The sequence below is a fragment of the Caballeronia sp. GAFFF2 genome, assembly GCF_023631485.1.
GTDB lineage: Bacteria > Pseudomonadota > Gammaproteobacteria > Burkholderiales > Burkholderiaceae > Caballeronia.
Map to the genome: position 1 here is coordinate 30,612 of NZ_JALQDA010000006.1, position 22,184 is coordinate 52,795.

At 63.0% G+C, this 22,184-nt stretch carries 17 protein-coding genes and 3 pseudogenes; 12 read left to right on the forward strand and 8 right to left on the reverse strand.

The window, feature by feature from the left end; translation table 11 throughout:
- Positions 1-44 precede the first annotated feature (44 nt).
- From NCT04_RS02765 to NCT04_RS02790, 6 genes are all read right to left on the reverse strand, one after another.
- A complete protein-coding gene (locus tag NCT04_RS02765) occupies positions 45-641 on the reverse strand; it encodes a DUF2946 family protein (protein ID WP_250463308.1) in 597 nt (198 codons plus the stop codon).
- A complete protein-coding gene (locus tag NCT04_RS02770) occupies positions 634-1,716 on the reverse strand; it encodes a YheT family hydrolase (protein ID WP_250463311.1) in 1,083 nt (360 codons plus the stop codon). Before NCT04_RS02770 ends, NCT04_RS02765 begins: the two co-directional genes overlap by 8 nt.
- A 55-nt stretch (positions 1,717-1,771) precedes the next feature.
- On the reverse strand, positions 1,772-2,215 hold the full coding sequence (locus NCT04_RS02775; protein WP_244827142.1) for a nuclear transport factor 2 family protein: 444 nt from the start codon (positions 2,213-2,215) through the stop codon (positions 1,772-1,774).
- Between the two features lie 180 nt (positions 2,216-2,395).
- On the reverse strand, positions 2,396-3,472 hold the full coding sequence (gene waaF, locus NCT04_RS02780; protein WP_244827143.1) for a lipopolysaccharide heptosyltransferase II: 1,077 nt from the start codon (positions 3,470-3,472) through the stop codon (positions 2,396-2,398).
- Between the two features lie 168 nt (positions 3,473-3,640).
- Entirely contained in the window at positions 3,641-3,835 is a 195-nt protein-coding gene (locus NCT04_RS02785; RefSeq protein ID WP_244827144.1) for a zinc-finger domain-containing protein, read from the reverse strand.
- Positions 3,836-3,913: 78 nt separating this feature from the next.
- The gene (locus tag NCT04_RS02790; protein ID WP_244827145.1) at positions 3,914-4,834 is read right to left on the reverse strand and encodes a branched-chain amino acid transaminase; all 921 of its coding nucleotides are present in this window, start codon (positions 4,832-4,834) and stop codon (positions 3,914-3,916) included.
- A 667-nt stretch (positions 4,835-5,501) separates the two neighbouring features.
- On the opposite strand from NCT04_RS02790, the gene NCT04_RS02795 reads away from it, so the two are divergent.
- The 6 genes from NCT04_RS02795 (at position 5,502) to NCT04_RS02820 (ending at position 12,559) form a co-directional block, all read left to right on the forward strand.
- Positions 5,502-6,692, forward strand: a complete 1,191-nt coding sequence (locus tag NCT04_RS02795; RefSeq protein WP_250463314.1) for a phosphoglycerate kinase — start codon at positions 5,502-5,504, stop codon at positions 6,690-6,692.
- Between the two features lie 343 nt (positions 6,693-7,035).
- Complete coding sequence (gene pyk / locus NCT04_RS02800) at positions 7,036-8,544, forward strand: pyruvate kinase (protein ID WP_370652122.1); 1,509 nt, start codon at positions 7,036-7,038, stop codon at positions 8,542-8,544.
- A gap of 181 nt (positions 8,545-8,725) precedes the next feature.
- A complete protein-coding gene (locus NCT04_RS02805) occupies positions 8,726-9,616 on the forward strand; it encodes a phosphoribosylaminoimidazolesuccinocarboxamide synthase (protein WP_244827147.1) in 891 nt (296 codons plus the stop codon).
- Between the two features lie 72 nt (positions 9,617-9,688).
- Complete coding sequence (gene purE, locus NCT04_RS02810; RefSeq protein ID WP_244827148.1) at positions 9,689-10,210, forward strand: 5-(carboxyamino)imidazole ribonucleotide mutase; 522 nt, start codon at positions 9,689-9,691, stop codon at positions 10,208-10,210.
- 102 nt (positions 10,211-10,312) lie between these two features.
- A complete protein-coding gene (locus tag NCT04_RS02815; protein ID WP_244827149.1) occupies positions 10,313-11,500 on the forward strand; it encodes a 5-(carboxyamino)imidazole ribonucleotide synthase in 1,188 nt (395 codons plus the stop codon).
- A 21-nt stretch (positions 11,501-11,521) separates the two neighbouring features.
- Positions 11,522-12,559, forward strand: coding sequence for an L-threonylcarbamoyladenylate synthase (locus NCT04_RS02820; protein WP_250463317.1), 1,038 nt, complete (start codon positions 11,522-11,524; stop codon positions 12,557-12,559).
- Between the two features lie 105 nt (positions 12,560-12,664).
- Here the strand turns inward: NCT04_RS02820 and NCT04_RS02825 are convergent, their stop codons facing one another.
- On the reverse strand, positions 12,665-13,774 hold the full coding sequence (locus NCT04_RS02825) for an SGNH/GDSL hydrolase family protein (RefSeq protein WP_250463320.1): 1,110 nt from the start codon (positions 13,772-13,774) through the stop codon (positions 12,665-12,667).
- Between the two features lie 299 nt (positions 13,775-14,073).
- Positions 14,074-15,603 carry a D-alanyl-D-alanine carboxypeptidase/D-alanyl-D-alanine endopeptidase gene (dacB, locus tag NCT04_RS02830; protein WP_502800652.1) on the reverse strand — a complete coding sequence of 510 codons (1,530 nt, stop codon included), beginning with the start codon at positions 15,601-15,603 and terminating at the stop codon, positions 14,074-14,076.
- A gap of 361 nt (positions 15,604-15,964) precedes the next feature.
- Between dacB and NCT04_RS02835 the strand changes: the two genes are divergently transcribed.
- From NCT04_RS02835 to NCT04_RS02850, 6 genes and pseudogenes are all read left to right on the forward strand, one after another.
- A complete protein-coding gene (locus NCT04_RS02835; RefSeq protein ID WP_244827152.1) occupies positions 15,965-16,627 on the forward strand; it encodes a response regulator in 663 nt (220 codons plus the stop codon).
- Entirely contained in the window at positions 16,627-17,928 is a 1,302-nt protein-coding gene (locus NCT04_RS02840; RefSeq protein WP_250463326.1) for an ATP-binding protein, read from the forward strand. Before NCT04_RS02835 ends, NCT04_RS02840 begins: the two co-directional genes overlap by 1 nt.
- Positions 17,929-18,705: 777 nt before the next feature.
- Positions 18,706-19,413: pseudogene (locus tag NCT04_RS34835) on the forward strand (hypothetical protein); the annotation flags it as partial.
- A gap of 252 nt (positions 19,414-19,665) precedes the next feature.
- Positions 19,666-19,750: pseudogene (locus NCT04_RS34840) on the forward strand (hypothetical protein); the annotation flags it as partial.
- A gap of 92 nt (positions 19,751-19,842) precedes the next feature.
- Positions 19,843-20,286 (forward strand): annotated as a pseudogene (locus tag NCT04_RS34845) (YadA family autotransporter adhesin); the annotation flags it as partial.
- 191 nt (positions 20,287-20,477) lie between these two features.
- Positions 20,478-21,995 (forward strand): DegQ family serine endoprotease, encoded by a 1,518-nt coding sequence (locus tag NCT04_RS02850; RefSeq protein ID WP_244827155.1) that lies wholly within the window; start codon positions 20,478-20,480, stop codon positions 21,993-21,995.
- Positions 21,996-22,184: the final 189 nt, after the last annotated feature.

Consider the following 22,184-nt stretch of genomic DNA (forward strand, 5'->3'; position numbering starts at 1 on the left):
CCGACCTTGGCCACGACCGTACACGATCCGTGCGCCGATAACCTCTAACCCTGCACGCCAATAGCCCGCGCAGCCGGACTCGCGACAAAGCCAAAACGCGCTCCGACATCCGTCCGTCTGATCGTCTGCAAGGGAAGATCAATGCCGCCGCGCCAATGAAACACGCCACCGTGCTCGGGCGAGGCAGCCTCATCCAGCGAAGCATGATCCGCCAGCACCTCCAGATCATGATCGTGCAAGGCGGCCACGCGAGCCGGCGAGGAAGCATCGGCGAACAACACACCGCCTTCATCGTCGATCCACGCCTGTTCCGGCTCGAACGCCGCGCCCGCCTGATCGGTCAGCTGCAACGAACCATCCGCCGATACATCGAGCCGCACGATCCACGGCGTATAAGCCAACTCCACATACACGCGCTGCGGACCGTTCTGGAAGAACCACTGACCCTCGTCGTCGCGCTCGTAATTGCGGTTGATGAAGCCGATCAGCGCCTCATGCCGGATGGGACTGCCGAGTTCGCCCGCGGCTTGCGCGGCATCGTCGCGCATGCGCCACTGGCCGCGTCGGTCGAGCAGAAGCCAGCCCGTGCAATGCGGCACGTTCGGCCATTTGGCAAGCGCCTGCCTGACGATGTCATCCATGAGCGACGAAGTTCTCCAAATAGCCGAACACACGCTGCGACAACCAGTCGATCCGCCCTGGAAACGGCCCCGTCATGAAGCCGACATGTCCGCCGTGGTTCGGCTGATCGAGCGTGACGCGCGACGACACTTCCGCCTGCGACGGCAACGCGAACTCGGGCAAGAACGGATCGTTACGCGCGTTGAGGATAAGCGCTGGCGCCGCGATGCGGTTCAGATGTGCGCGCGTGGTCGCGGTCGACCAATAGTGGTTGGTATCGCGAAAGCCGTGCAGCGGCGCGGTCACGACGTTGTCGAACTCGTACAGCGTGCGCGCGGCGAGTACGGCGTCGCGGTCGTAAAGGCCGGGAAACTGTCCGAGCTTCGCAAGCGCCTTGCGCTTGAGCGACTTCAAAAAGCTGCGTGTGTAGATCATGCCGAAGCCTTGCGAGATCGCTGCGCCGCCCGCGTGAACATCGAGCGGAGCGGAGATGGCGGCCGCCGCGCTGATGATCGACGAAGCCTCGGCGCCGCGGTCGCACAGCCAGTGCAGCAGCACATTGCCGCCCAGCGAGACGCCCGCCGCCACGATCGGCCCCGCGTGATTGGCGCGCAGGCGTCGCAGAATCCAGTCGACTTCGGCGCTGTCGGCGAGATGGTAAAACCGCGGCAGCAGATTGAGCGCTCCGCTACACGTGCGAAAGTGCGGCACGACGCCGTGCCAGCCGCGCGCTTGAGCGGCGGCCATCATCGTGCGGGCGTAGTGGGAGTCCGAACTGCCTTCGAGGCCGTGAAACAGCACGAAGAGCGGGGCGTCGGCGGGTGCTTCGTCGGCTACCCAGTCGAGATCGATGAAGTCGCCATCCGGCGTGGTCCAGCGTTCGCGCCGGTATTGCACCGCCGGCTTGCGCGCGAAGAGCGCCGGCACGATGGTCTGCGCGTGGCTCGTCGGCAGCCAGCGCGGCGCGTTGTAGAGCCAGTCCGCAACCGGCGCGCCGAGCGTTCGCCCGGCTGCCTGCACGCTTTCCTTAAGCGCCGCTGCGGGCCCCGTATCCACGAATGACGAATCGTGTTTCAACAAAGGATCGCGCTTCATGGCCACTCCCCGACATACGTCTTCTTAGTGCTGCTCTGCAACCGGGCCGCGTTTTTTAGTGCAGCGGCCCCTGACCGTGGCGCATCTTGACTGCGAACTGGCCGGCTGTTTCCATCGGCATCTCGCTCGCGTGAATGTGCGCGATTTTCCATTCGCCGCGTTCGTGGACCATCACATAAGTCGTGAACACCATGCGCGGCGCCACCGTTCCGGCTGGCTGATGCGCCTCCGCGATCGCATACACGACGGTGCCGAGACTGTCGTACACGCGGATATCGAGCGGCTCGATGGTCACCGCCTGCGCTTCGAACTGCTTGCCGATCCCGGCGCGGATGCTCGGCAGGCCATGCAGATGCGTGCCGTCCGCGCAGATGCACGTGGCGAATTCCTCGTCGATCCACAACGACATCACGCTGTCGATGCTGGCGTCCGCGACAGCCTGGTAATAAGCGTTGAGGGTGTCGGCTGCGGCTTCGAAGAGGCGGGCGAAACGTGGCATGGCTCGTGGGTCTCAGGCTTTCGTTACGGCGCGCGCCCGTAGTGCCGGACTAGCGCCGCATCGGTCATTGGTCAAAGCATGCCCCCGTTCGGAGGCATTCGCGTGTGAGCGCCCGCACACTTGGGTCGATGCCGTCGGAGAACCGCTAGCGGATGTCGCAGCGGATCAATCTTCGAGATATCAACGATGCGCGAGCAGCATGCCGCGCAAGTCGCCGAAAACCTGTTCGGCGGAAAGTTCGCGAAGGCAGTTCAGATGGCCGAGCGGACACTCGCGGGCAAAGCACGGACTGCATTCAAGATGCAGCCATTGTACCTTTGCGAGATCGGACAAGGGCGGCGTGTGGCGCGGGTCGGTCGAGCCGTACACCGCGACGAGCGGCCGTCGCATGGCCGCCGCGACGTGCATGAGGCCGGAATCGTTGGTGACCACCGCGCTCGCTCGCGCGATCAACGCGCATGCTTCGCCGAGCGATGTCTGGCCGCACAGGTTGCGCACATTCGGTGCGCGGGCGGCGATGGCATCGGCGACGGCGGAATCTTTATTCGATCCCAGCGCGATGATCCGCGCATACGGAAACGACTGCGCGACGAACTGCGCCAGCGACGCAAAATGCTCCGGCGGCCAGCGCTTGGCGGGACCATACTCCGCGCCGGGGCAAAACACGACGAGCGGCGTACGCGTATCGAGATTGAAGCGCGCCGACACACGCGCGGACTCGTTCGGATCGTTTTCCAGGCGCGGCACGGGCAGCGTTGGCGCGGGATTTTCGATGCCTTCGGGCTGCGGTTGCGCAAACTTGTCGACGAACGGCAGCTTCGCGCCCGGCGCATAAGCGAGCGCGGCGTAGTGCACGGTCATCGGCGGACGCTCGGTCTTCGGCGGATTGGCATGCCGCACGTTGAGCAGACCGTAACGGCTTTCGCCCTTGTAACCGATGCGCAGCCGGATGCCCGCCATCCAGGGCAGCAGCGCGGATTTCGCGGAATTGGGCAGCACGTAGGCGGCGTCGTAGCCGACATCGCGCAGGTCGCTCGCCAGTTGCCAGCGGCGCAGCAGTTGCAGCTTGCCGTGGGCGAGGTCGGTGGCGTAGACGTCGTGAATTTCCGGCATGCGTTCGAGCACGGGCGCGACCCACGAGGGCGCGACGGCATCGATCACGATGCGCGGATGCAGCTTTCTCAACAGCGTGAAAAGCGGCTGCGCCATGAGTGCGTCACCGATCCAGTTCGGTGCTATTACCAGCGCGCGGCGCATCAGTCGTTTTCCGATCTCAAAATATACGCGGCTCGCGGCTTATGGCGAGTCGTCGGTTGATGTGGGTGAGGGGCTTGAGCGCGCAATGTGTGATTGCGATTCGCGCATTGGACGAAGGCCGAAGCGGGCACGAGGCGTGGCTTCGGCCTTCCGTAAGAGGGCGGCTGCTCAATGCCCCTTGATGACTTCGCCGTCTTTCAGCTTGTAGCGCGTGCCGCAATACGGGCAACGCGCTTCGCCGTGCGTGATGTCGATAAACACGCGCGGATGCGTGCTCCAGCGCTGCATCTTCGGATTCGGACAGAACGCGGGCAGGTCCTTGGCCGACAGTTCAACCAGCGGCATTTCCTTCAGGTCGCTCATTGCAATCTCTTTTGAATGACTTGTGTTGCGTGCGGGGACACGGCGGGACGCTTGAAACCTCGCCCGCCGCAGCTTGCATTAAACCTTGGCGAGCCAGCTTGCGTACTTCTCGTTCTTGCCGCCGACCACGTCGAAGAATGCGCTTTGCAGCTTCTCCGTGACGGGACCGCGCGCGCCCGAGCCAATGGTGCGGTTGTCGAGTTCGCGAATGGGCGTGACTTCGGCGGCCGTGCCGGTGAAGAACGCTTCGTCGCAGGTGTAGACCTCGTCGCGCGTAATGCGCTTTTCGATCACCGGAATGCCGAAGTCGCGCGCCAGCGTGATGACCGTGTCGCGTGTGATGCCGTCGAGGCACGAAGCCAGGTCCGGCGTGTACAGCTTGCCGTTGTTGACGAGGAAGAAGTTCTCGCCGGAGCCTTCGGAGACATAGCCGTCCACGTCGAGCAGAAGGGCTTCGTCGTAGCCGTCGGTGATGGCTTCCTGATTCGCGAGGATGGAGTTCACGTACCAGCCGGAGGCCTTGGCGCGCACCATCGACACGTTGACGTGATGGCGCGTGAACGACGAGGTCTTGACGCGAATACCCTTCGCGATGCCGTCTTCGCCCAAATACGCGCCCCACGGCCACGCAGCAATGGCCACGTGAATGGTGTTGCCCTTGGCCGACACGCCGAGCTTTTCCGAGCCGACCCAGATGATCGGGCGGATATAGCAGGATTCGAGCTTGTTCTCGCGCACGACTTCGAGCTGCGCGGCTTCGATGGTGGCCTGGTCGAACGGCACTTCCATCTGAAAGATCTTGGCCGAATTGAAGAGACGCTTGGTGTGTTCCTTCAGGCGGAAAATGGCCGTGCCTTGTGACGTCTTGTATGCGCGCACGCCTTCGAACACGCCCATGCCGTAGTGCAAGGTATGGGTCAGAACGTGGATATTGGCGTCACGCCAGTCGACCAGCTTGCCATCCATCCAGATCTTGCCGTCGCGGTCGGCCATTGACATACGGTTCTCCTAGCTGTCTCGTTCAGTGAATGCGGGGCTTGGCGCCTTAGTTCGGCATGAGTGCGGCGCTGGCCGAAAGGCGGCGAAAGACCGTTATTTTAGCGTGATTTCGCGACGGAACCGATCTCGAAGCGGCTTTCACGACGCTATAATTTTCCTTTCGCCGCCAAGTTGCCGGCAAAGTTTCCTTTCGTCGCGGTATTGCGCGCGGATTACGCGCGGGATCGAAACCAGCGTGGAGCCAGCGCCCGGCGCATCGGTTGGAAGCGGCCAAATACGCGTCATCATGGATTGGCCGCTAAAAGCATCCGGTGCTATCGGTTAAAATGCTGGTCTTTCCTGTTGCATCAAGCGAGGTCGAGAGTGTGTCCGGCAGTCACCGCGCAACGGTTCCCAAGCTCACCGCCTCAACGGAGCGCGCCCGGCATGTGCTTGTATCTAAGCGCCGCCGCCTGTCTGTTCCTTCGATCTCCTGCTTTCCCGGTTCCTCGTATTGCCTGTTTTGCCCGCGCGTTCGGCCCGCTCGCGCGGCCTTCGCCTCCGGCATGATCCGCGTGTCGTTGCCACGGCTCCAAGAAGTCCTCGAAGTCACGCGGCCACCCCACGAACCGGCCGGCACAAGCCGGTCTTCCTCGCCCGAACCGCTTTTCTACCTACGTTGACTCCCATGACGAAAGTATTGCGTTTCACCGACCTCATCTCCGAAGGCAAAGTCTCCGGCAAGCGTGTGTTCATCCGCGCGGATCTGAACGTGCCGCAAGACGATGCCGGCAACATCACCGAAGACACGCGCGTGCGCGCCTCGGTGCCGGCCATCGAGGCCGCGCTCGATGCAGGCGCTGCCGTAATGGTCACGTCCCATCTGGGCCGCCCGACCGAAGGCCAGTTCAAGCCGGAAGACTCGCTCGCGCCCGTCGCGAAGCGTCTGTCCGAATTGCTCGGCCGCGACGTGCCGCTCGTCGCGAACTGGGTCGATGGCGTCGAGGTTCAGCCGGGCAACGTCGTGCTGCTCGAAAATTGCCGCTGCAACAAGGGCGAGAAGAAGAACGACGACGGCCTCGCGCAAAAGCTCGCGAAACTCTGCGACATCTATGTGAACGACGCCTTCGGCACCGCACATCGCGCGGAAGCAACCACGCACGGCGTCGCGAAGTACGCGCCGGTCGCGTGCGCGGGCCCGCTGCTCGCCGCCGAACTCGATGCGCTCGGCAAGGCGCTCGGCAACCCGAAGCGTCCGCTCGTCGCCATCGTCGCCGGGTCGAAGGTTTCGACCAAGCTGACCATTCTGAAGTCGCTGGCGGAGAAGGTGGATCAACTGATCGTCGGCGGCGGTATCGCCAACACGTTCATGCTGGCCTCGGGCCTGAAAATCGGCAAGTCGCTCGCCGAAGCCGATCTCGTCGACGAAGCGAAGGAAATCATCGATCAGGCGCGCACGCGCGGCGCATCCGTGCCTATTCCGAGCGATGTCGTCACCGCGAAGGAATTCGCCGCGACCGCGAAAGCCGAAACCAAGCCCGTCGCGGATGTGTCCGACGACGACCTGATCCTCGATATTGGTCCGGACACCGCGAAGGCGCTCGCCGCGCAACTGGAAACGGCGGGCACGATCGTATGGAACGGCCCCGTCGGCGTGTTCGAGTTCGACCAGTTCGGCAACGGCACGAAGACGCTGGCGCAGGCCATTGCGAGTTCGTCGGCATTCTCCATCGCGGGCGGCGGCGACACGCTCGCGGCCATCGCGAAGTACAACATTTACGACAAGGTGAGCTACATCTCGACCGGCGGCGGCGCGTTCCTCGAATTCCTGGAAGGCAAGACGCTGCCCGCGGTCGAAGTGCTCGAGTCGCGGGCTTAAGGTCTTGACGACCCGAGGAAATCCGGCGAAGGCAGGCAAGAAGGGCGCGCAGGAAGCCGGCGGCGCGCAAAAAGACGGAATCAGAAATGTAGTGGCGGGCGGGGCATCGGGCGACGAGCTCGACGCCGCCGCGCTCGCGGCGCGGGCCATTGCCGAAGCGGCTCAGAACACCGAGCCGTCGTCCGGCGAAGCCCGCGCGCAGAATCAGCAACCGAGGCAGAACGAAGACGCGGCATCGCCGGCACCAACGGCGGCGCCCGTCATCATCGGCGGCTTGCCCGCTCATGCAATCAAGCAAATCGATAAAGCGACGCCGGCACGATCCGGCGCGCGCGCGCAACCGGTGAGCAACACCTCACCGTCGGCGCAACGTGCTCGCAGCGTCACGGGCGGTCCTACAGAGACGAGGAATTCCATGCATCGCGCTACCAAAATTGTTGCCACCATCGGTCCGGCATCGAGCAGTCCCGAGATCCTGCTGCAGATGATGCAAGCGGGGCTCGACGTCGTTCGCTTCAACTTTTCGCACGGCACCGCCGACGATCATCGCCAGCGCGCCGAATGGGTGCGCGAGGCCGCGCGCCAGACGGGCCGCGAAGTCGCCATCATGGCCGACCTGCAAGGCCCAAAAATTCGCGTCGGCAAGTTCGAGAACAACAAGACGATGCTCGTCGCGGGCAACAGTTTCGTGCTCGACGCCAATTGCGAACTCGGCAACAACGAGCGCTGCGGACTCGACTACAAAGACCTGCCGCGCGATTTGCGCGCCGGCGACGTGCTCCTGCTGAACGACGGCCTGATTGTCCTCGACGTCACGCGCGTGATCGGCGAAGAGATTCACACGGTCGTGAAGGTCGGCGGCGAGTTGTCGAACAACAAGGGCATCAACCGGCAGGGCGGCGGACTCACGGCGCCGGCGCTGACCGAGAAGGACATGGAGGACATCAAGACGGCGATGTCGCTCGGCGCGGATTTCGTCGCGGTGTCGTTCCCGAAAAACGCGACGGACATGGAAATGGCGCGTCAACTCGCGAACATCGCGGGCGCGCCTTACGGCATCAAGCCGAAGATGATCGCGAAGATCGAGCGCGCCGAAGCCATTCCGGCGCTGCAAGGCATTCTGGATGCGTCGGACGGCATCATGGTCGCGCGCGGCGATCTCGCGGTGGAGGTGGGCAACGCGGCCGTGCCCGCGCTGCAAAAGCGCATGATCCGCATGGGGCGCGAGTCGAACAAGCTCGTCATCACCGCCACGCAGATGATGGAATCCATGATCCACGCGCCCGTGCCGACCCGCGCGGAAGTGTCGGACGTGGCCAACGCCGTGCTCGACGGCACTGACGCCGTGATGCTTTCGGCCGAAACCGCGGCGGGCAAGTATCCGGTGACGACCATCGAGACGATGGCCGCCATCTGCGTCGAAGCCGAGAAGTCGGAAGAGTCGCAACTGGACCGCGATTTCCTCGACCGCACGTTCACGCGCATCGACCAGTCCATCGCCATGGGCGCGCTGTTTACGGCGTTCCATCTCGGCGCAAAGGCGGTCGTGGCGCTGACCGAATCCGGTTCGACCGCGCTGTGGATGTCGCGTCACTGGACGCATGTGCCGATCTTCGCGCTAACGCCACGCGTGGCGAGCGAGCGCACGATGTCGCTGTATCGCAATGTCACGCCGTTGCATCTCGATACCAACATGGACCGCGACGACGCGCTCAATCAGGCGCTGGAAGTGGTCGTGTCGAAGGGATACGCGGCGCGCGGCGACATGGTCGTGCTCACCGTCGGTGAGCCGATGGGCGCGGCGGGCGGCACCAACACGCTGAAGATCGTGCGCGTCGGCGATCATTTCTGAGCGCGCGCAAGCAAAAAAACGCTTTCGGATGAGCGCGAATTCAGCCTGATCCGAGCCAGGCGTTATTTGTAAAGTAAAATCAACGGGTTCCGGCGACGGGACCCGTTCCCATTTCTTTTTCGCCGCTCATGGCAACCTGAGCGGCGGTCAACATTTCTCCGTACCTCTTCGGACCATGACGATGTCCACGCTATACGAATCCACGATCAAATCGCTGCCGCTGCTCGGCCGCGGCAAGGTTCGCGACAACTATGCCGTCGGTCAGGACAAGCTCCTGATCGTTACGACCGACCGCCTCTCCGCATTCGACGTCGTCATGGGCGAGCCGATTCCGAACAAGGGCCGAGTGCTCAATCAGATGGCCGACTTCTGGTTCGAGAAGCTCGGTCATATCGTGCCGAATCACAATACGGGTATCGATCCGGCGAGCGTCGTCGCGCCGGACGAGGTGGCGCAGGTGACGGGCCGCGCGGTCGTGGTGAAGCGGCTCGAACCGATTTTGGTGGAAGCGGTCGTGCGCGGCTATCTCGCGGGCAGCGGCTGGAAGGACTATCAAGCGACGGGCGCGGTCTGCGGCGTGGAATTGCCGCCCGGCCTGCAAAACGCGCAGAAGTTGCCCGAGCCCATTTTCACGCCCGCCGCGAAGGCCGAAATGGGCCATCACGACGAGAACATCACGTACGACGACATGGAACGGCGCATCGGCACCGAACTGTCGGCCACCATCCGCCGCATTTCCATTCAGTTGTACAAGGAAGCCGCCGAGTATGCGGCGACGCGCGGCATCATCATCGCGGATACCAAGTTCGAGTTCGGCCTCGACAACAAGGGCGAGCTGTTTCTGATGGACGAAGTGCTCACCGCCGACTCCTCGCGCTTCTGGCCGGCCGACGGCTATCAGGTCGGCACGAACCCGCCGTCGTTCGACAAGCAGTTCGTGCGCGACTGGCTCGAAACGCAGCCGTGGAAGAAGGAACCGCCCGCGCCGAAGCTGCCCGACGAAGTCGTCGCCAAGACCGCCGAGAAGTATCAGGAAGCGTTGCAGCGCCTGACCGGGCAGACGCTCGCATAACACCCGTATCGCGCGCGGTCATTTGGAAGAGATGACGGCGCGCCCGAACCAACGCCCAAGGAAAGCAGCTAAATGAGCGAAGTACAGACCGGAGCGCATTCGCACGATGCGCCGCTCGTCGGCGTGTTGATGGGTTCCAGCTCCGACTGGGACGTCATGAAGCACGCCGTCGCGATCTTGCAGGAATTCGGCGTGCCTTATGAAGCGAAGGTGGTGTCCGCGCATCGCATGCCGGACGAGATGTTCGGTTATGCCGAAAGCGCGCGCGCGCGCGGCGTGCAGGCGATCATCGCGGGCGCGGGCGGCGCGGCGCATCTGCCGGGCATGCTGGCCGCCAAGACCACGGTGCCGGTGCTCGGCGTGCCGGTGGCGAGCAAGTATCTGAAGGGCGTGGATTCGCTGCATTCCATCGTGCAGATGCCCAAGGGCGTGCCGGTCGCGACCTTCGCCATCGGCGAGGCGGGCGCGGCGAACGCGGCGCTCTTCGCGGTGTCCATTCTGAGCGTGACCAATGCGCGTTACGCCGAAGCGCTGGCCGCGTTCCGTGTGAAGCAGAACCAGGCCGCGCGCGATATGGCGCTGCCTCCGCTCTGAAGCGTTGAAACGTCGAAGCTTTGAAGTGCGATGCCGCGCGCCCAGTTGCGCGGCGTCTGGAAATCAAACCAGCAAATCAGTCCCGGCAAGCCCCAGCCCACGATGAACCCAAACAAATCCCCGAACTCACCCATCCTGCCCGGCGCGTGGCTCGGCATGGTCGGCGGCGGCCAGCTCGGCCGCATGTTCTGCTTTGCCGCGCAGTCGATGGGCTACCGCGTCGCCGTGCTCGATCCTGACCAGACGAGTCCGGCGGGCGCGGTCGCTGATCGTCACATCCGCGCCGGTTACGAAGACAAGGCCGCGCTCACCGAACTCGGCCGCTTGTGCGCGGCGGTTTCCACCGAGTTCGAGAATGTGCCGTCGGCAAGTCTCGAATTCCTCGCTTCGTGCACGTTCGTGAGCCCGGCGGCGAGTTGCGTGGCAATTGCGCAGGATCGCGTTGCGGAAAAGCGGTTCATCGCCGAGGCGGGCGTGCCGGTCGCGCCGCACGTGGTGATTGAATCGCCGGAAGCGCTCGCGGCGTTGTCGGACGAGAAGATCGCGGCAGTGCTGCCCGGCATTCTCAAGACCGCGCGCCTTGGCTATGACGGCAAGGGACAGGTGAGCGTGCGCAACGTGCAGGAAGTGCGGAACGCGTATGGCTCGCTTTCGGGCGTGCCGTGCGTGCTCGAAAAACGCATGCCGTTGAAGTACGAAGTGTCCGTGCTGATCGCGCGTGGCGGCGACGGCAAGTCGGCCGTGTTCCCGCTTGCGCAGAATTCGCATGTCGGCGGCATTCTGGCAAAGACCGTCGTGCCTGCGCCCGATGCGCCCGCCGCGCTCGTCGCGCAAGCGCAGGATTCGGCGTTGACCATCGCGGCAAAGCTGGGCTATGTCGGCGTGTTGTGCGTCGAATTCTTCGTGCTGGAAGACGGAACCCTCATCGCCAATGAAATGGCGCCGCGTCCGCACAATTCCGGCCATTACACGGTCGATGCCTGCGCCACGAGCCAGTTCGAACAGCAAGTCCGCGCGATGACCGGCATGCCGCTCGGCGATACGCGCCAGCATTCACCAGCTGCAATGCTGAATCTGCTTGGCGATATCTGGTTTAACGGCGACAAGCAACGTGCTCCCGCCTGGACCGACGTCGTGGCAATGCCGGCTGCGCGCCTGCATCTGTACGGCAAGGAAGAAGCGCGCCATGGCCGCAAGATGGGCCACATCAACTTCACGGCGGCGACGCTGGAAGAGGCGCGCACGGCGGCGCGCGACTGTGCGCGCATGTTGCATATCGCGCTCGATTGAAAGACTTGAAGCAGTAAGGCAATGACCATCATCCATCCGAGCGCCGCGCAGATCGACGAAGCAGCGGCCCTGCTCGACGCAGGCGAACTCGTCGCGTTTCCGACTGAAACGGTCTACGGCCTCGGCGGCGATGCCGAGAATCCCGAAGCCATCGCGCGCATCTATGCCGCGAAGGGCAGGCCGGCAAATCATCCGGTGATCGTGCATCTCGCGCCCGAAGCCGATCCAGGCTATTGGGTAAGCGCGTTGCCGGCGGATGCACAAAAGCTCATCGACGCCTTCTGGCCCGGACCCTTGACGCTCATCCTCAAGCGCGCGGAGCATATTCCGGCGGCGGTGAGCGGCGGGCAGGATTCGGTGGGCATTCGTTGCCCGTCGCATCCGGTGGCGCAGCGGCTGTTGTCGGCCTTTCACGTTTTACGCAGCGGAACGGGCAAGCAAGGCGGCGTGGCGGGGCCTTCGGCGAATCGCTTTGGACACGTAAGTCCGACGAGCGCACAACATGTTCGCGATGAATTCGGCGCGAGCGTTCATGTGCTCGATGGCGGGACGGCGCAAGTGGGAATCGAATCGACGATTCTGGATTTATCGCGCGGCTTTCCCGCTTTGTTGCGGCCGGGACACGTGAGTCCGCTGCAGATCGCGGATGTGATCGGCGTCGCGCCGAGATTGCCGGATGGAACGGATGCCACCGCGCCGCGCGCCTCGGGCACGCTGAAGGCGCATTACGCGCCGAGGACGCCGCTCGCGTTGCTGCCTTTCGCGGCGATCGAACCGATCCTCGTTGCGGCCCGTGCCAATGCGCGTGACAAGAAAATCGCGCTGGTGGCGCGTGCGTCGAGCGCAGGCGATTGGGCGCGCGATTCCGGCGTGCACTTCGTGGCTGCACCTGAAGACCCGCAGAGTTACGCGCGGGAGTTGTATGGCTTGCTGCGGGCGCTGGATCGGGCGAATGTCGAACGCATTCTCATCGAGAAGCTGCCGGAATCGGTCGAGTGGATCGCGGTGAATGACCGGCTGGGAAGAGCGGCGGCGGCATTCGAAGGGGAAGGCGCTTAGCTCGCTCATGTTCGCTTCGACAGCGACGCGAAGGATTGTCCACGGCAAAAAGAAACCGCCCGGAAGACCATCTCCGGGCGGCTCGCCGACTTCCAATAAACCGGACTACTTACCCAACCCCGCCGCCGCGACCTTTTGCTCGGCTGTCTGCGCATACAGCGCATGCAGATGCGTCGTCGGGTGCACGGTGTCCGCGTACATATAAAGTTGATCCGCGTTGGCCACCGTGTAGTTCTGCGGCGAGCAGAAAAGCGAGGTGGCGAATGCTTGCGGATTCGGCTCGCCGAAAGCCGCTGCTGCCGCGGCCATCGCCTGCAGATTGCACGCCGTGCCGGTATTCGACACCGTGAATCCGAACTGCCCGAAGTTGGCCGTGATATTGGCGAGCGCCGGCACGATATCCAGATAAATCACCTTCGACATCAGGCCCGATTGCGTCAACGCGGCGGCAAGCGCCTGATTGAAGCCAAGCGATGCCTGCGTCAGCAGCGCCTTGACGGCCGCGTTGCTCATCATGCCCTGCGGCGTGGTGCCGATATCCGGTACGTTCGACACCAGCACGTGCGTCGCACCATGCTGCAGCACCGAGCCGATGACGCCCGCCAGATCGATCGCCGATTGCACGATGGCGGTGGTCGCCTGCGCTGGCGTCATCTGTCCTGCCTGCACGGCCGTGAGGTTGTACAGGATATCGTTCGCGCCGCCATTGACGATGACGAGCTGATTCGAATTGAAGCTCCCGTGCGACGCCAGATAGTTCGTCACCTGTTGCGCCACCGGCACCGTCAGCGCGCCCGTGTAATTGGCGGGATCGGTCGTCGCATGACTCACGCCGATAGGATTGGTCACGCGCGATCCGCCCTGCGCGTAGCCGAGCCCCGATTGCGCCTGGGGTGGCGTGCCGAAGCCACCGGTCATCGCGGGCGTGAGCGTGTCGCCGTAGTATTGCGCGACATCCTGAACCCACACCTGACCGGGATTCGTCGTGAAGCGGCCGCCGCCGAAGTTGGCCGCCGCCACCGGCGCGTAGGTGCCGACGTCGGAGAGGCTATCGCCGAAAGAGACGACTTGCAGTTTGACACCGCCCGGCGGCAACGAATTGTTGTTGTCGTCGCCACCGCCGCCGCACGCGGCAATCAGGGCGAAAGCGGCGCTCGCCGTGGCGATTCGGGCGTAGCGCACCAGGGCGGCGCGCGTCGAGAGTTGCTTCTTCATGGACCTCGTCTCCAATTTTCGGTGTTATCTGTTTGAATCCGCAGCGCGTGTGCCTTGTGTTGGCCCGCGTGTCTGTCTGCGTTTCGTCCGGCGTGCGCCTCGATACGCGCGTGCGCTCGAACGAATTGTGCATCACGAAGGTGGTCGAGTCATCCTTCCGTCATGCGTGCCCGACAGCGTACACGGCGCGCGTGCAGGCGCGGGCGGTCTTCGTAGAAGAAATCTTCGGTCCGCCTTGCCGGGCGCGGGTTTGGCTCAATTGCGTCGCGCCTGCCTCCTATGCTTGGCGCAACGCGCGTTCAGTCTTCGATGCCCGGCTTGCGCGCGCCTTCGTACACCCATTCGAGGAGCGCGTCGTGCGCGGCGCGCGCTGCCTCGGCGCGCGGATCGTTGATGAAGCTCACCACGACATAACTCTCGCCATTGGCCGCGCCGACGTAGCCCGCGATCGCCCGGACATCGCGCAAGGTGCCGGTCTTGATGTGCGCATTGCCGAACGCGCCCGCGTTGGTCAGGCGGTTGCGCATGGTGCCGTCCACGCCGGCAATGGGCAGCGATTCGACGAACACTTGCGCGACCGGACTCGCGTTCGCCGCTTGCAGAAGGTCGGCAAGGGAGAGCGCGGAGATGGTTTCGTCGCGCGAGAGTCCGGAGCCGTTGTCGAGCACGAGACCGGCCATTGGCAGGGCGCTTTTCTTGAGAAACGTCTGGATGGCCTGCGAGGATTTGGCGGTCGTCGCGGGCGGTTTCAGTTGCGCCGCGCCGATGGTCAGAAACAGATTTCGCGCCATCACGTTGTTACTGAACTTGTTGATGTCGCGCACGATATCCGACAGCACCGGGCTGCGATGCGTACCGACGAGCCGCGCCGACGAAGGCGTCGGGCCTTCGCGCGTGGCGCCCTGAAACGTGCCGCCCGCCTGCTTCCACAGCGCGAGGAAGCCGCCTGCGAAGAACGTCGAATGGTCGAGCGCGGCGACGTTGATGGTGCGCGAGCCGCAGCGCAACGGATAGTCGCCGATGAACGACGCCTGCACGAAGCCGCCCTGCGTCTGCGCCACGCTCGGCGATGCGGACGGCAACGTGCCCGCGCACGCGCCGCGCGTCACGCGCAATTCGTTGTCGATCTGCAGTTGCGCCAGTTGCGGCAATACGTCGATGGATACCTGCCCGTCCGGATTCGGCGTGAGCGTGAAGGTAAGCGACTTGAACGCGTAGAGCAACGGATCGGGACCGACGTTGTAGGGCGCGGCATCGTCGTTATCGAACGCGGGCAGATCGCGCGTGGAGGCGTCGAAATAGCGCTTGTCGAGCACGAGCGCGCCATCGATTCCCGTGATGCCGTTCTTGCGTATCTGATCGACGAGATCGATCAGTTCTTCCGGCACGAGCTTCGGGTCACCCGTGCCCTGAATGTAGAGATTGCCGTGCAGCACGCCTTGTGCGTCGACATCGCCATCGGCGTAGGCGGTGGTTTTCCAGCGATAGTCGGGGCCGAGCAGCGAGAGGCCCGAGTAAGTCGTGACGAGCTTCATCGTCGATGCGGGGAGCATCGGCCGGTCCGCGTTGATCGTCACGAGCGGCACGGGCGCGCCGATACGTTGCACGACTACGCTCATCGACGAAAGCGGGATGTGCGCGTGAGCGAGCGCCGCCATGACCGGTGCGGGCAGTGGCCCGGCGGGCACGCGTTCTCGTGCGGCGAGGGCTTTCTCGGCTCTGGACGCCTTGCCTGCGCGTTTTGCCTTCGCGCCGCCATGCGCCGCGCGCTCGGGCGCCTGCGCTTGCGATTCGGACTTCGAGCCGCCACGCGCTTGTGCTTCGGGCATGTGAGCGATGGCGGCAAAGCCGATTGCGGCGGCGAGTGCAAACGACGAACAGCGAGAAACGAGCGAGACAAGCGGCATGGGCGTGCTTTTGATGTTGTTAGGCGAAGCCCACACGGGCGAAAAGCTCATTGTAGACAAGCTGGCTTGCGAAAATCGTACGAATAGGGGTTTGTCGGCTGGCCAAGGGCGGCGAGCAAGCGCGCCCCTCGTCACATCGCGTGATTGAGCGTCATAGATTCCAGCACCCTGCAAGATCCATCACATCCACCCATTAAGCCTTGCTTAAGCCTGCCCGCGCCCGGCAAAGCTAGAATGGCTACGACTTTCAAAGCCGGTCTCCCCACCACGAAGACGAGATGCCATGCGAATCCTGCTAGTCGAAGATGACCGGATGATCGCCGAAGGTGTGCGCAAGGCGCTGCGCGCGGACGGCTTCGCGGTCGACTGGGTGCAGGACGGCGAGGCCGCGCTGACGGCCGTCGGCGGCGAGCCCTACGACCTGATGCTGCTAGACCTCGGCTTGCCCAAGCGCGATGGCATCGACGTTCTCAGGACGCTGCGCGCGCGTGCGAACGCATTGCCGGTGCTGATCGTGACGGCGCGGGACGCCATTGCCGATCGCGTGAAAGGACTCGATGCCGGCGCCGACGATTACCTCGTCAAGCCCTTCGATCTCGACGAACTCGGCGCACGCATGCGGGCGCTCATCCGTCGTCATGCGGGACGCGGCGAATCGCTCGTGCGTCATGGTCAACTCACGCTCGACCCGGTCGGGCATCAGGTGACGCTCGCGGGCGCGCCTGTCGCGCTCTCGGCGCGCGAATTCGCGTTGCTCGAAGCGTTGATGGCGCGTCCGGGCGCCGTGCTCTCGAAGAGTCAGCTCGAAGAGAAAATCTACGGCTGGGGTGAAGAAATCGGCAGCAATACGGTCGAGGTCTACATCCACTCGCTGCGCAAGAAGCTCGGCGCGGACCTCATTCGCAACGTGCGCGGCTTGGGCTACATGGTCGCGAAGGACGCCTGATGCGGTCCATCCGCCGGCAATTGCTCATCTGGCTGCTCGCGCTCGTGATTGTCGGCGTGGGCTTTGCCGGATGGCTCATCTACCGGCAGGCGCTCGCCGAAGCCAACGAACTCTTCGATTATCAATTGCAGCAGATCGCGGCGGCGCTGCCTTCGGAGCCGTTTTCGTCGGTGCTCACGTCGCGCAGCGAAAGCGACGAGGGCGTCGTCATCCAGATCTGGAATCGCAACGGCGTGCTGATGTACTACTCGCATCCGCGCGTGCCGCTCGCGCCGCACGCCGAACTCGGCTTCTCGACGGAAATGACGGCGCGCGGCGAGTGGCGCGTGTATAGCGCGATCGTCGGCGACAACGTCGTGCAACTTGCGCAGCCGCTTTCGATACGCAACCGCGTCGCGGCGGGCGTCGCGTGGCGCACGTTGTGGCCGCTGGTCCTGTTGCTGCCGCTGCTCGGGCTTGCGATCTGGGTGATCGTCGGACGCGGGCTTGCGCCCTTGCAGCGTGTGACGAGCGCGCTCGATACACGGCATCCCGAAGCACTCGATCCGCTTCCCAATCAACGCTTGCCGCAGGAAGTGCAGCCGGTCGTGCGGGCGCTGAACGCGCTGCTGGCGCGTTTGTCGACGGCGCTCGATACGCAAAAAGCCTTCGTCGCCGATGCCGCGCACGAGTTGCGCACGCCGCTTGCCGCCGTGCAGATTCAGGCGCAGCTCGTGGCGCGCGCGCAGGACGACGCATCGCGGCGCGAGGCGTTGCTCGATTTGCACGAAGGCATCGCGCGCGCCACGCGGCTCGCGGAGCAGTTGCTTGCGCTCGCGCGCTCGGAGCCGGACGGCAAGGGCGTGGCGACGAAAGTCGATCTGGCCGCGTTGCTCGAAACGTGCGTGCGCGGTTACGTGCTCGTGGCGCAGGAGCGCGGCGTGGACCTCGGCATCGAGGCAAGCGAGCCCGCCACCGTGACGGGCGACGCGGATTCATTGCGCGTGATGTTCAACAATCTCATCGATAACGCGACGAAATACACGCCGCGCGGCGGCCGCGTGGATGTCTGCTTAAAAATAAAAGATGGACATCCAGTCGTCGAAATCGCGGATTCCGGGCCGGGCATTCCAGAGAACGAACGAGAAAGAGTATTCGACCGGTTTTATCGCGTGGGCGAAAGCGTGGACCGCGCGCGTACGGATGTGGCGGGCAGCGGGCTTGGGCTTGCCATCGTGCGGCGGATTGCGGATCAGCATGGGGCGGCTGTTCACCTTGGAGCGTCCGTCGCAGGCGGACTTCGAGTCGTGGTCACGTTTTGAGTTTCACGCGCTGGTCCCTATCGGATCGTCATGCGCTGATGGGCGCATAGGGCGTTGGGCTGCGCTAGCAGGCCAAACAGCGTCCGCCTTTAGGCGCCGTCGTTGTTTAAAAAGAATTCCAAATTCCGATTCTTCTCCGGTTTGTTCAAACGCGATCGCCGGAATGAAGAACAACCAAGTTAGCGATTTGAAGGAAAGCTGTAATGCGGTAACACAGGATCTTTTCAAATCCACACAATTAATTACTCGTTTCAGACCTGATTTTCTATCGGTTAGACGTAAGTCTATTGACATCGGCAGACATTAGGAGCGCGCTTATGTCTCCTGACAACAAATTGCCGTAAATTTCGTCTCACTGCAGGCGAGCTAGTTTCGATTGATCGACGTGCTTCAAGGCAGTTAAATCAACGAGACCCCTAATGCTTGCAACTGTCAACGTCGGCTGCGCCTATTCGGTGACATTGCTCTCTTTGATTCGTTTTTAACTCGCGATCCTTTTTTGCTTTGAACGAATTCTCGTGCAAAGCAGTGTTTTATCGCATTCGATTTTTACTCTTAGGTTTATTCATGAACAAAGTTCTTCGTCCCTCGAAACTGCAATCGCGCCTGATCAAAAAAGTAATGCCCGCCGCTCTCGCTGCAGGCGCTGTTGCAATTGCATTGCCGATGACGGCGTCAGCTGTTACTGCACCATTGATCGTCAATGACATGGACTTTGGTACGCCTGATCCGGGCCAGTGTCAATTTCTGTCGGGTCAAGCCGTAACAACCGTTGGCATGGAAAATTGCGGCACGTCTGCCACTGCCGGTTACAACACAGTTACCCAAACGGGCTCAGTTTCGATCGCGAATGCTTCTATCTCTGTCGGGGGTTATCAGTTTATCAATGGCGCCGATTCTAATAACAACGCGCTGACCGTTTCGAAAACGGGCGCCAATATTCAACTCAACAATGGCAAGGTAACCAATCTTGCAGCTGGCACGGCGAATACGGATTCGGTGAATTTCGGGCAGTTGAAGAACACCGCACAAAGCACGGCAAAGGCGATTGGCGGCGGTTCTGCCCTGAATAGCGACGGCACGATTTCGGCTCCCAGCTTCGCGCTGACGAACGCAAACTCGATCAATGGTACGTCTGGCGCCGCTACCGACGTCGGCACGGCTTTCGGTACGGTCGATGCAGCGTTGGGCAAGCTCAACTCGAACGTGACGCAAAACACAGCCGACATCGCGAACCTCAACACCGGACTCACAAACGGCACACTCGGCTTGGTTCAGCAAGACCCGACGACACGCACTATCACCGTGGCAAAGTCCACGAACGGTACCGTTGTCGATATGACGGGCTCGCAGGGCGCTCGCACGGTCACGGGCGTTGCTCCTGGCGCCATTTCCGCATCGAGTCTAGATGCAATCAACGGCTCGCAGCTCTACGCTACGAACCAGAACGTGGCACAAAACACGTCCAACATTGCGCAGAACACGTCCGACATCGCGGCGCTGAACACGAACGTTGCTCAAAACACGTCTGATATCTCGTCGCTGAAAACCAACGTTGCGCAGAACTCGTCGGATATCGCGCAGAATACGAGCGACATCAGCAACATCAATCAACAGATCGCCAGCGGCAACGTCGGTCTGGTGCGTCAAGACGCAACGACGCAAAACATCACCGTCGCGAAGGACACGGGCGGCACGGTCGTCGACATGACGGGCACCGATGGCACGCGTACGGTGACCGGCGTATCGGCTGGCGCCTTGAGCGCCGACAGTACCGACGCAGTCAACGGCTCGCAGCTCTATCAAACGAACCAAAACGTTTCGAGTCTGGCGCAGCAATTGAGCAACGTCGAAGGCGCTGCTTCAACGGTCGCTTCGCAAAAGACCGACACCCCCGCTGTTGCGTCCGGCACCGACTCGACCGCCCTCGGAAATGGCTCGAAGGCAACGGGTAACAACTCCGTCGCGTTGGGTAGCGGTTCTGTCGCGGACGAAGACAACACCGTCTCGATCGGCTCGAAGGGCAACGAACGTCGCCTGACGAACGTCGCGCCGGGCATCAACGGTACCGACGGTGTCAACATGAACCAGTTGAACGCAGTTCAAAGCAACGTCGATACGGTAGCTCGTCAGGCATTTTCCGGTATCGCCGCCGCGATGGCCATGCCGAACCTGACGCCGAGTCAGCCGGGCAAGACCGTGGTCGCAGCCGGTGTCGCGAACTACAAGGGCTATACGGCCATGGGCATTGGCGGCACCTACCGTTCGCGTGACAGCCGCTGGCTCGTCAACGCTGCAGCCTCGATCACGCCGCACGGCGACGCAGGCGTGCGCGGTCAAGTCGGCTACGAGTTCTAAGCGCGCGGTTCGCGAGCGAGACCAAACCAGAAGCACGAAGCATCGATAAGGCAGTAAGCAGGGCGGCTATCCGAAAGGGTAGCCGCCCTTTTTGCATTTTTACGCACCTTAAGAAAGCTTTAAGCGACACCCCGTAATCTTCGTTCATCCAATGGCGCCTTCTCAAGCGCAACCCGTCAGGAGCACACACGATGAAAGCGAAGATTCTCACACGCAGCGCCGTCGCAGCAGCGGTCGCCGTTGCCTTGTCGGCGGGCTACGTGGCCGGCCATAACAACGTGCCTGCGCCGCAGGTCATCGCGCCCGCGCAAGCCGCGCTGATGCCTGCCGAAGCCGCGGCGAAGACCGGCGTTCCCGATTTCTCCGGCCTCGTCGAAACGTATGGTCCGGCCGTGGTGAATATCAGCGCGAAGCATGTCGTGAAGCAAACGTCCGCCCGACGCGGCAACGCGAATCAAGTGCCGATGGACCCCGACGATCCGTTCTATCAGTTCTTCAAGCGCTTTTATGGCGGCGTGCCCGGCATGGGCGGCGGCGATGGCGCGGGTCCCGGCGCGGACCGTCCGAGCGAAGGGCTGGGTTCGGGTTTCATCGTCAGCAACGACGGCTACATTCTCACCAACGCGCACGTGGTCGATGGCGCGAATGTCGTCACCGTCAAGCTCACGGACAAGCGCGAATATCGGGCGAAGGTGGTTGGCGCGGACAAGCAATCGGACGTCGCGGTGCTGAAGATCGACGCGAAAGATTTGCCCACGGTGAAAATAGGCGATCCCAACGGCAGCAAGGTCGGGCAGTGGGTGGTTGCCATCGGTTCGCCGTATGGCTTCGACAACACGGTGACCTCCGGCATCATCAGCGCGAAGTCGCGCGCGCTGCCCAACGAGAATTACACGCCGTTCATCCAGACCGATGTGCCGGTGAATCCGGGCAATTCGGGCGGGCCGCTCTTCAATCTGCAAGGCGAAGTCATCGGCATCAACTCGATGATCTATTCGCAGACGGGCGGTTTCCAGGGGCTTTCGTTCGCCATCCCGATCAACGAGGCGATCAAGGTAAAGGACGCGCTCATCAAAACGGGTCACGTCGATCGCGGCCGGCTCGGCGTAACGGTGCAAGGGCTAAATCAGACGCTCGCCAATTCGTTCGGCATGAAGTCGCCGCAAGGTGCGCTCGTGAGTTCGGTCGAGCCGGGCGGACCGGCCGCGAAGGCTGGCTTGCAACCCGGCGACGTGATTCTTTCGCTGAACGGCACGCAGGTGACGGATTCGACCTCGTTGCCGTCGCAAGTCGCGGGTCTTTCGCCGGGCACATCGGCGAAGGTGCAGGTGTGGCGCGACAAGAGCGCGAAGGATCTGACCGTGACGATCGGCGCGCTGAAGGACGCCAAGACCGCAAGCGCTGACGTGAAGGGCGACGACGATGGCGGCGCCGCCGCACAGGACGCGCGCCTCGGCGTCGCGGTGCGCCCGCTCACGCCGGAAGAGAAGCAGGAAAGCTCGGTGTCGCGCGGTTTGCTCGTGCAGCAATCGAACGGCGCGGCGGCGAATGCGGGTATCCAGGCAGGCGACGTGATTCTCGCGGTCAACGGCCAGCCCGTCACGACGGCGCAGCAGTTGAAGACGATGATCTCGCACGCGGGCGACAGCATCGCGCTGCTGATCCAGCGGGACAATGCGCAGATTTTCGTGCCGGTCGATCTTGGCTGATGGTGTACGTCGATGCGCGTCGTGCGGTTCGGAGTGGCGTGTTCGCGTCGCTCCGAAACGCGCTTGCGCATGCGGCATGAATGGCGCTTAGCGTCGCTGAGTCGTCCGGCGTGCTTTTCCAAACGCGCAATGGATAGCACGTTCTGCAATGGCTTTCGCATCATTCCACCAAGCGCGTTCCACCGCACG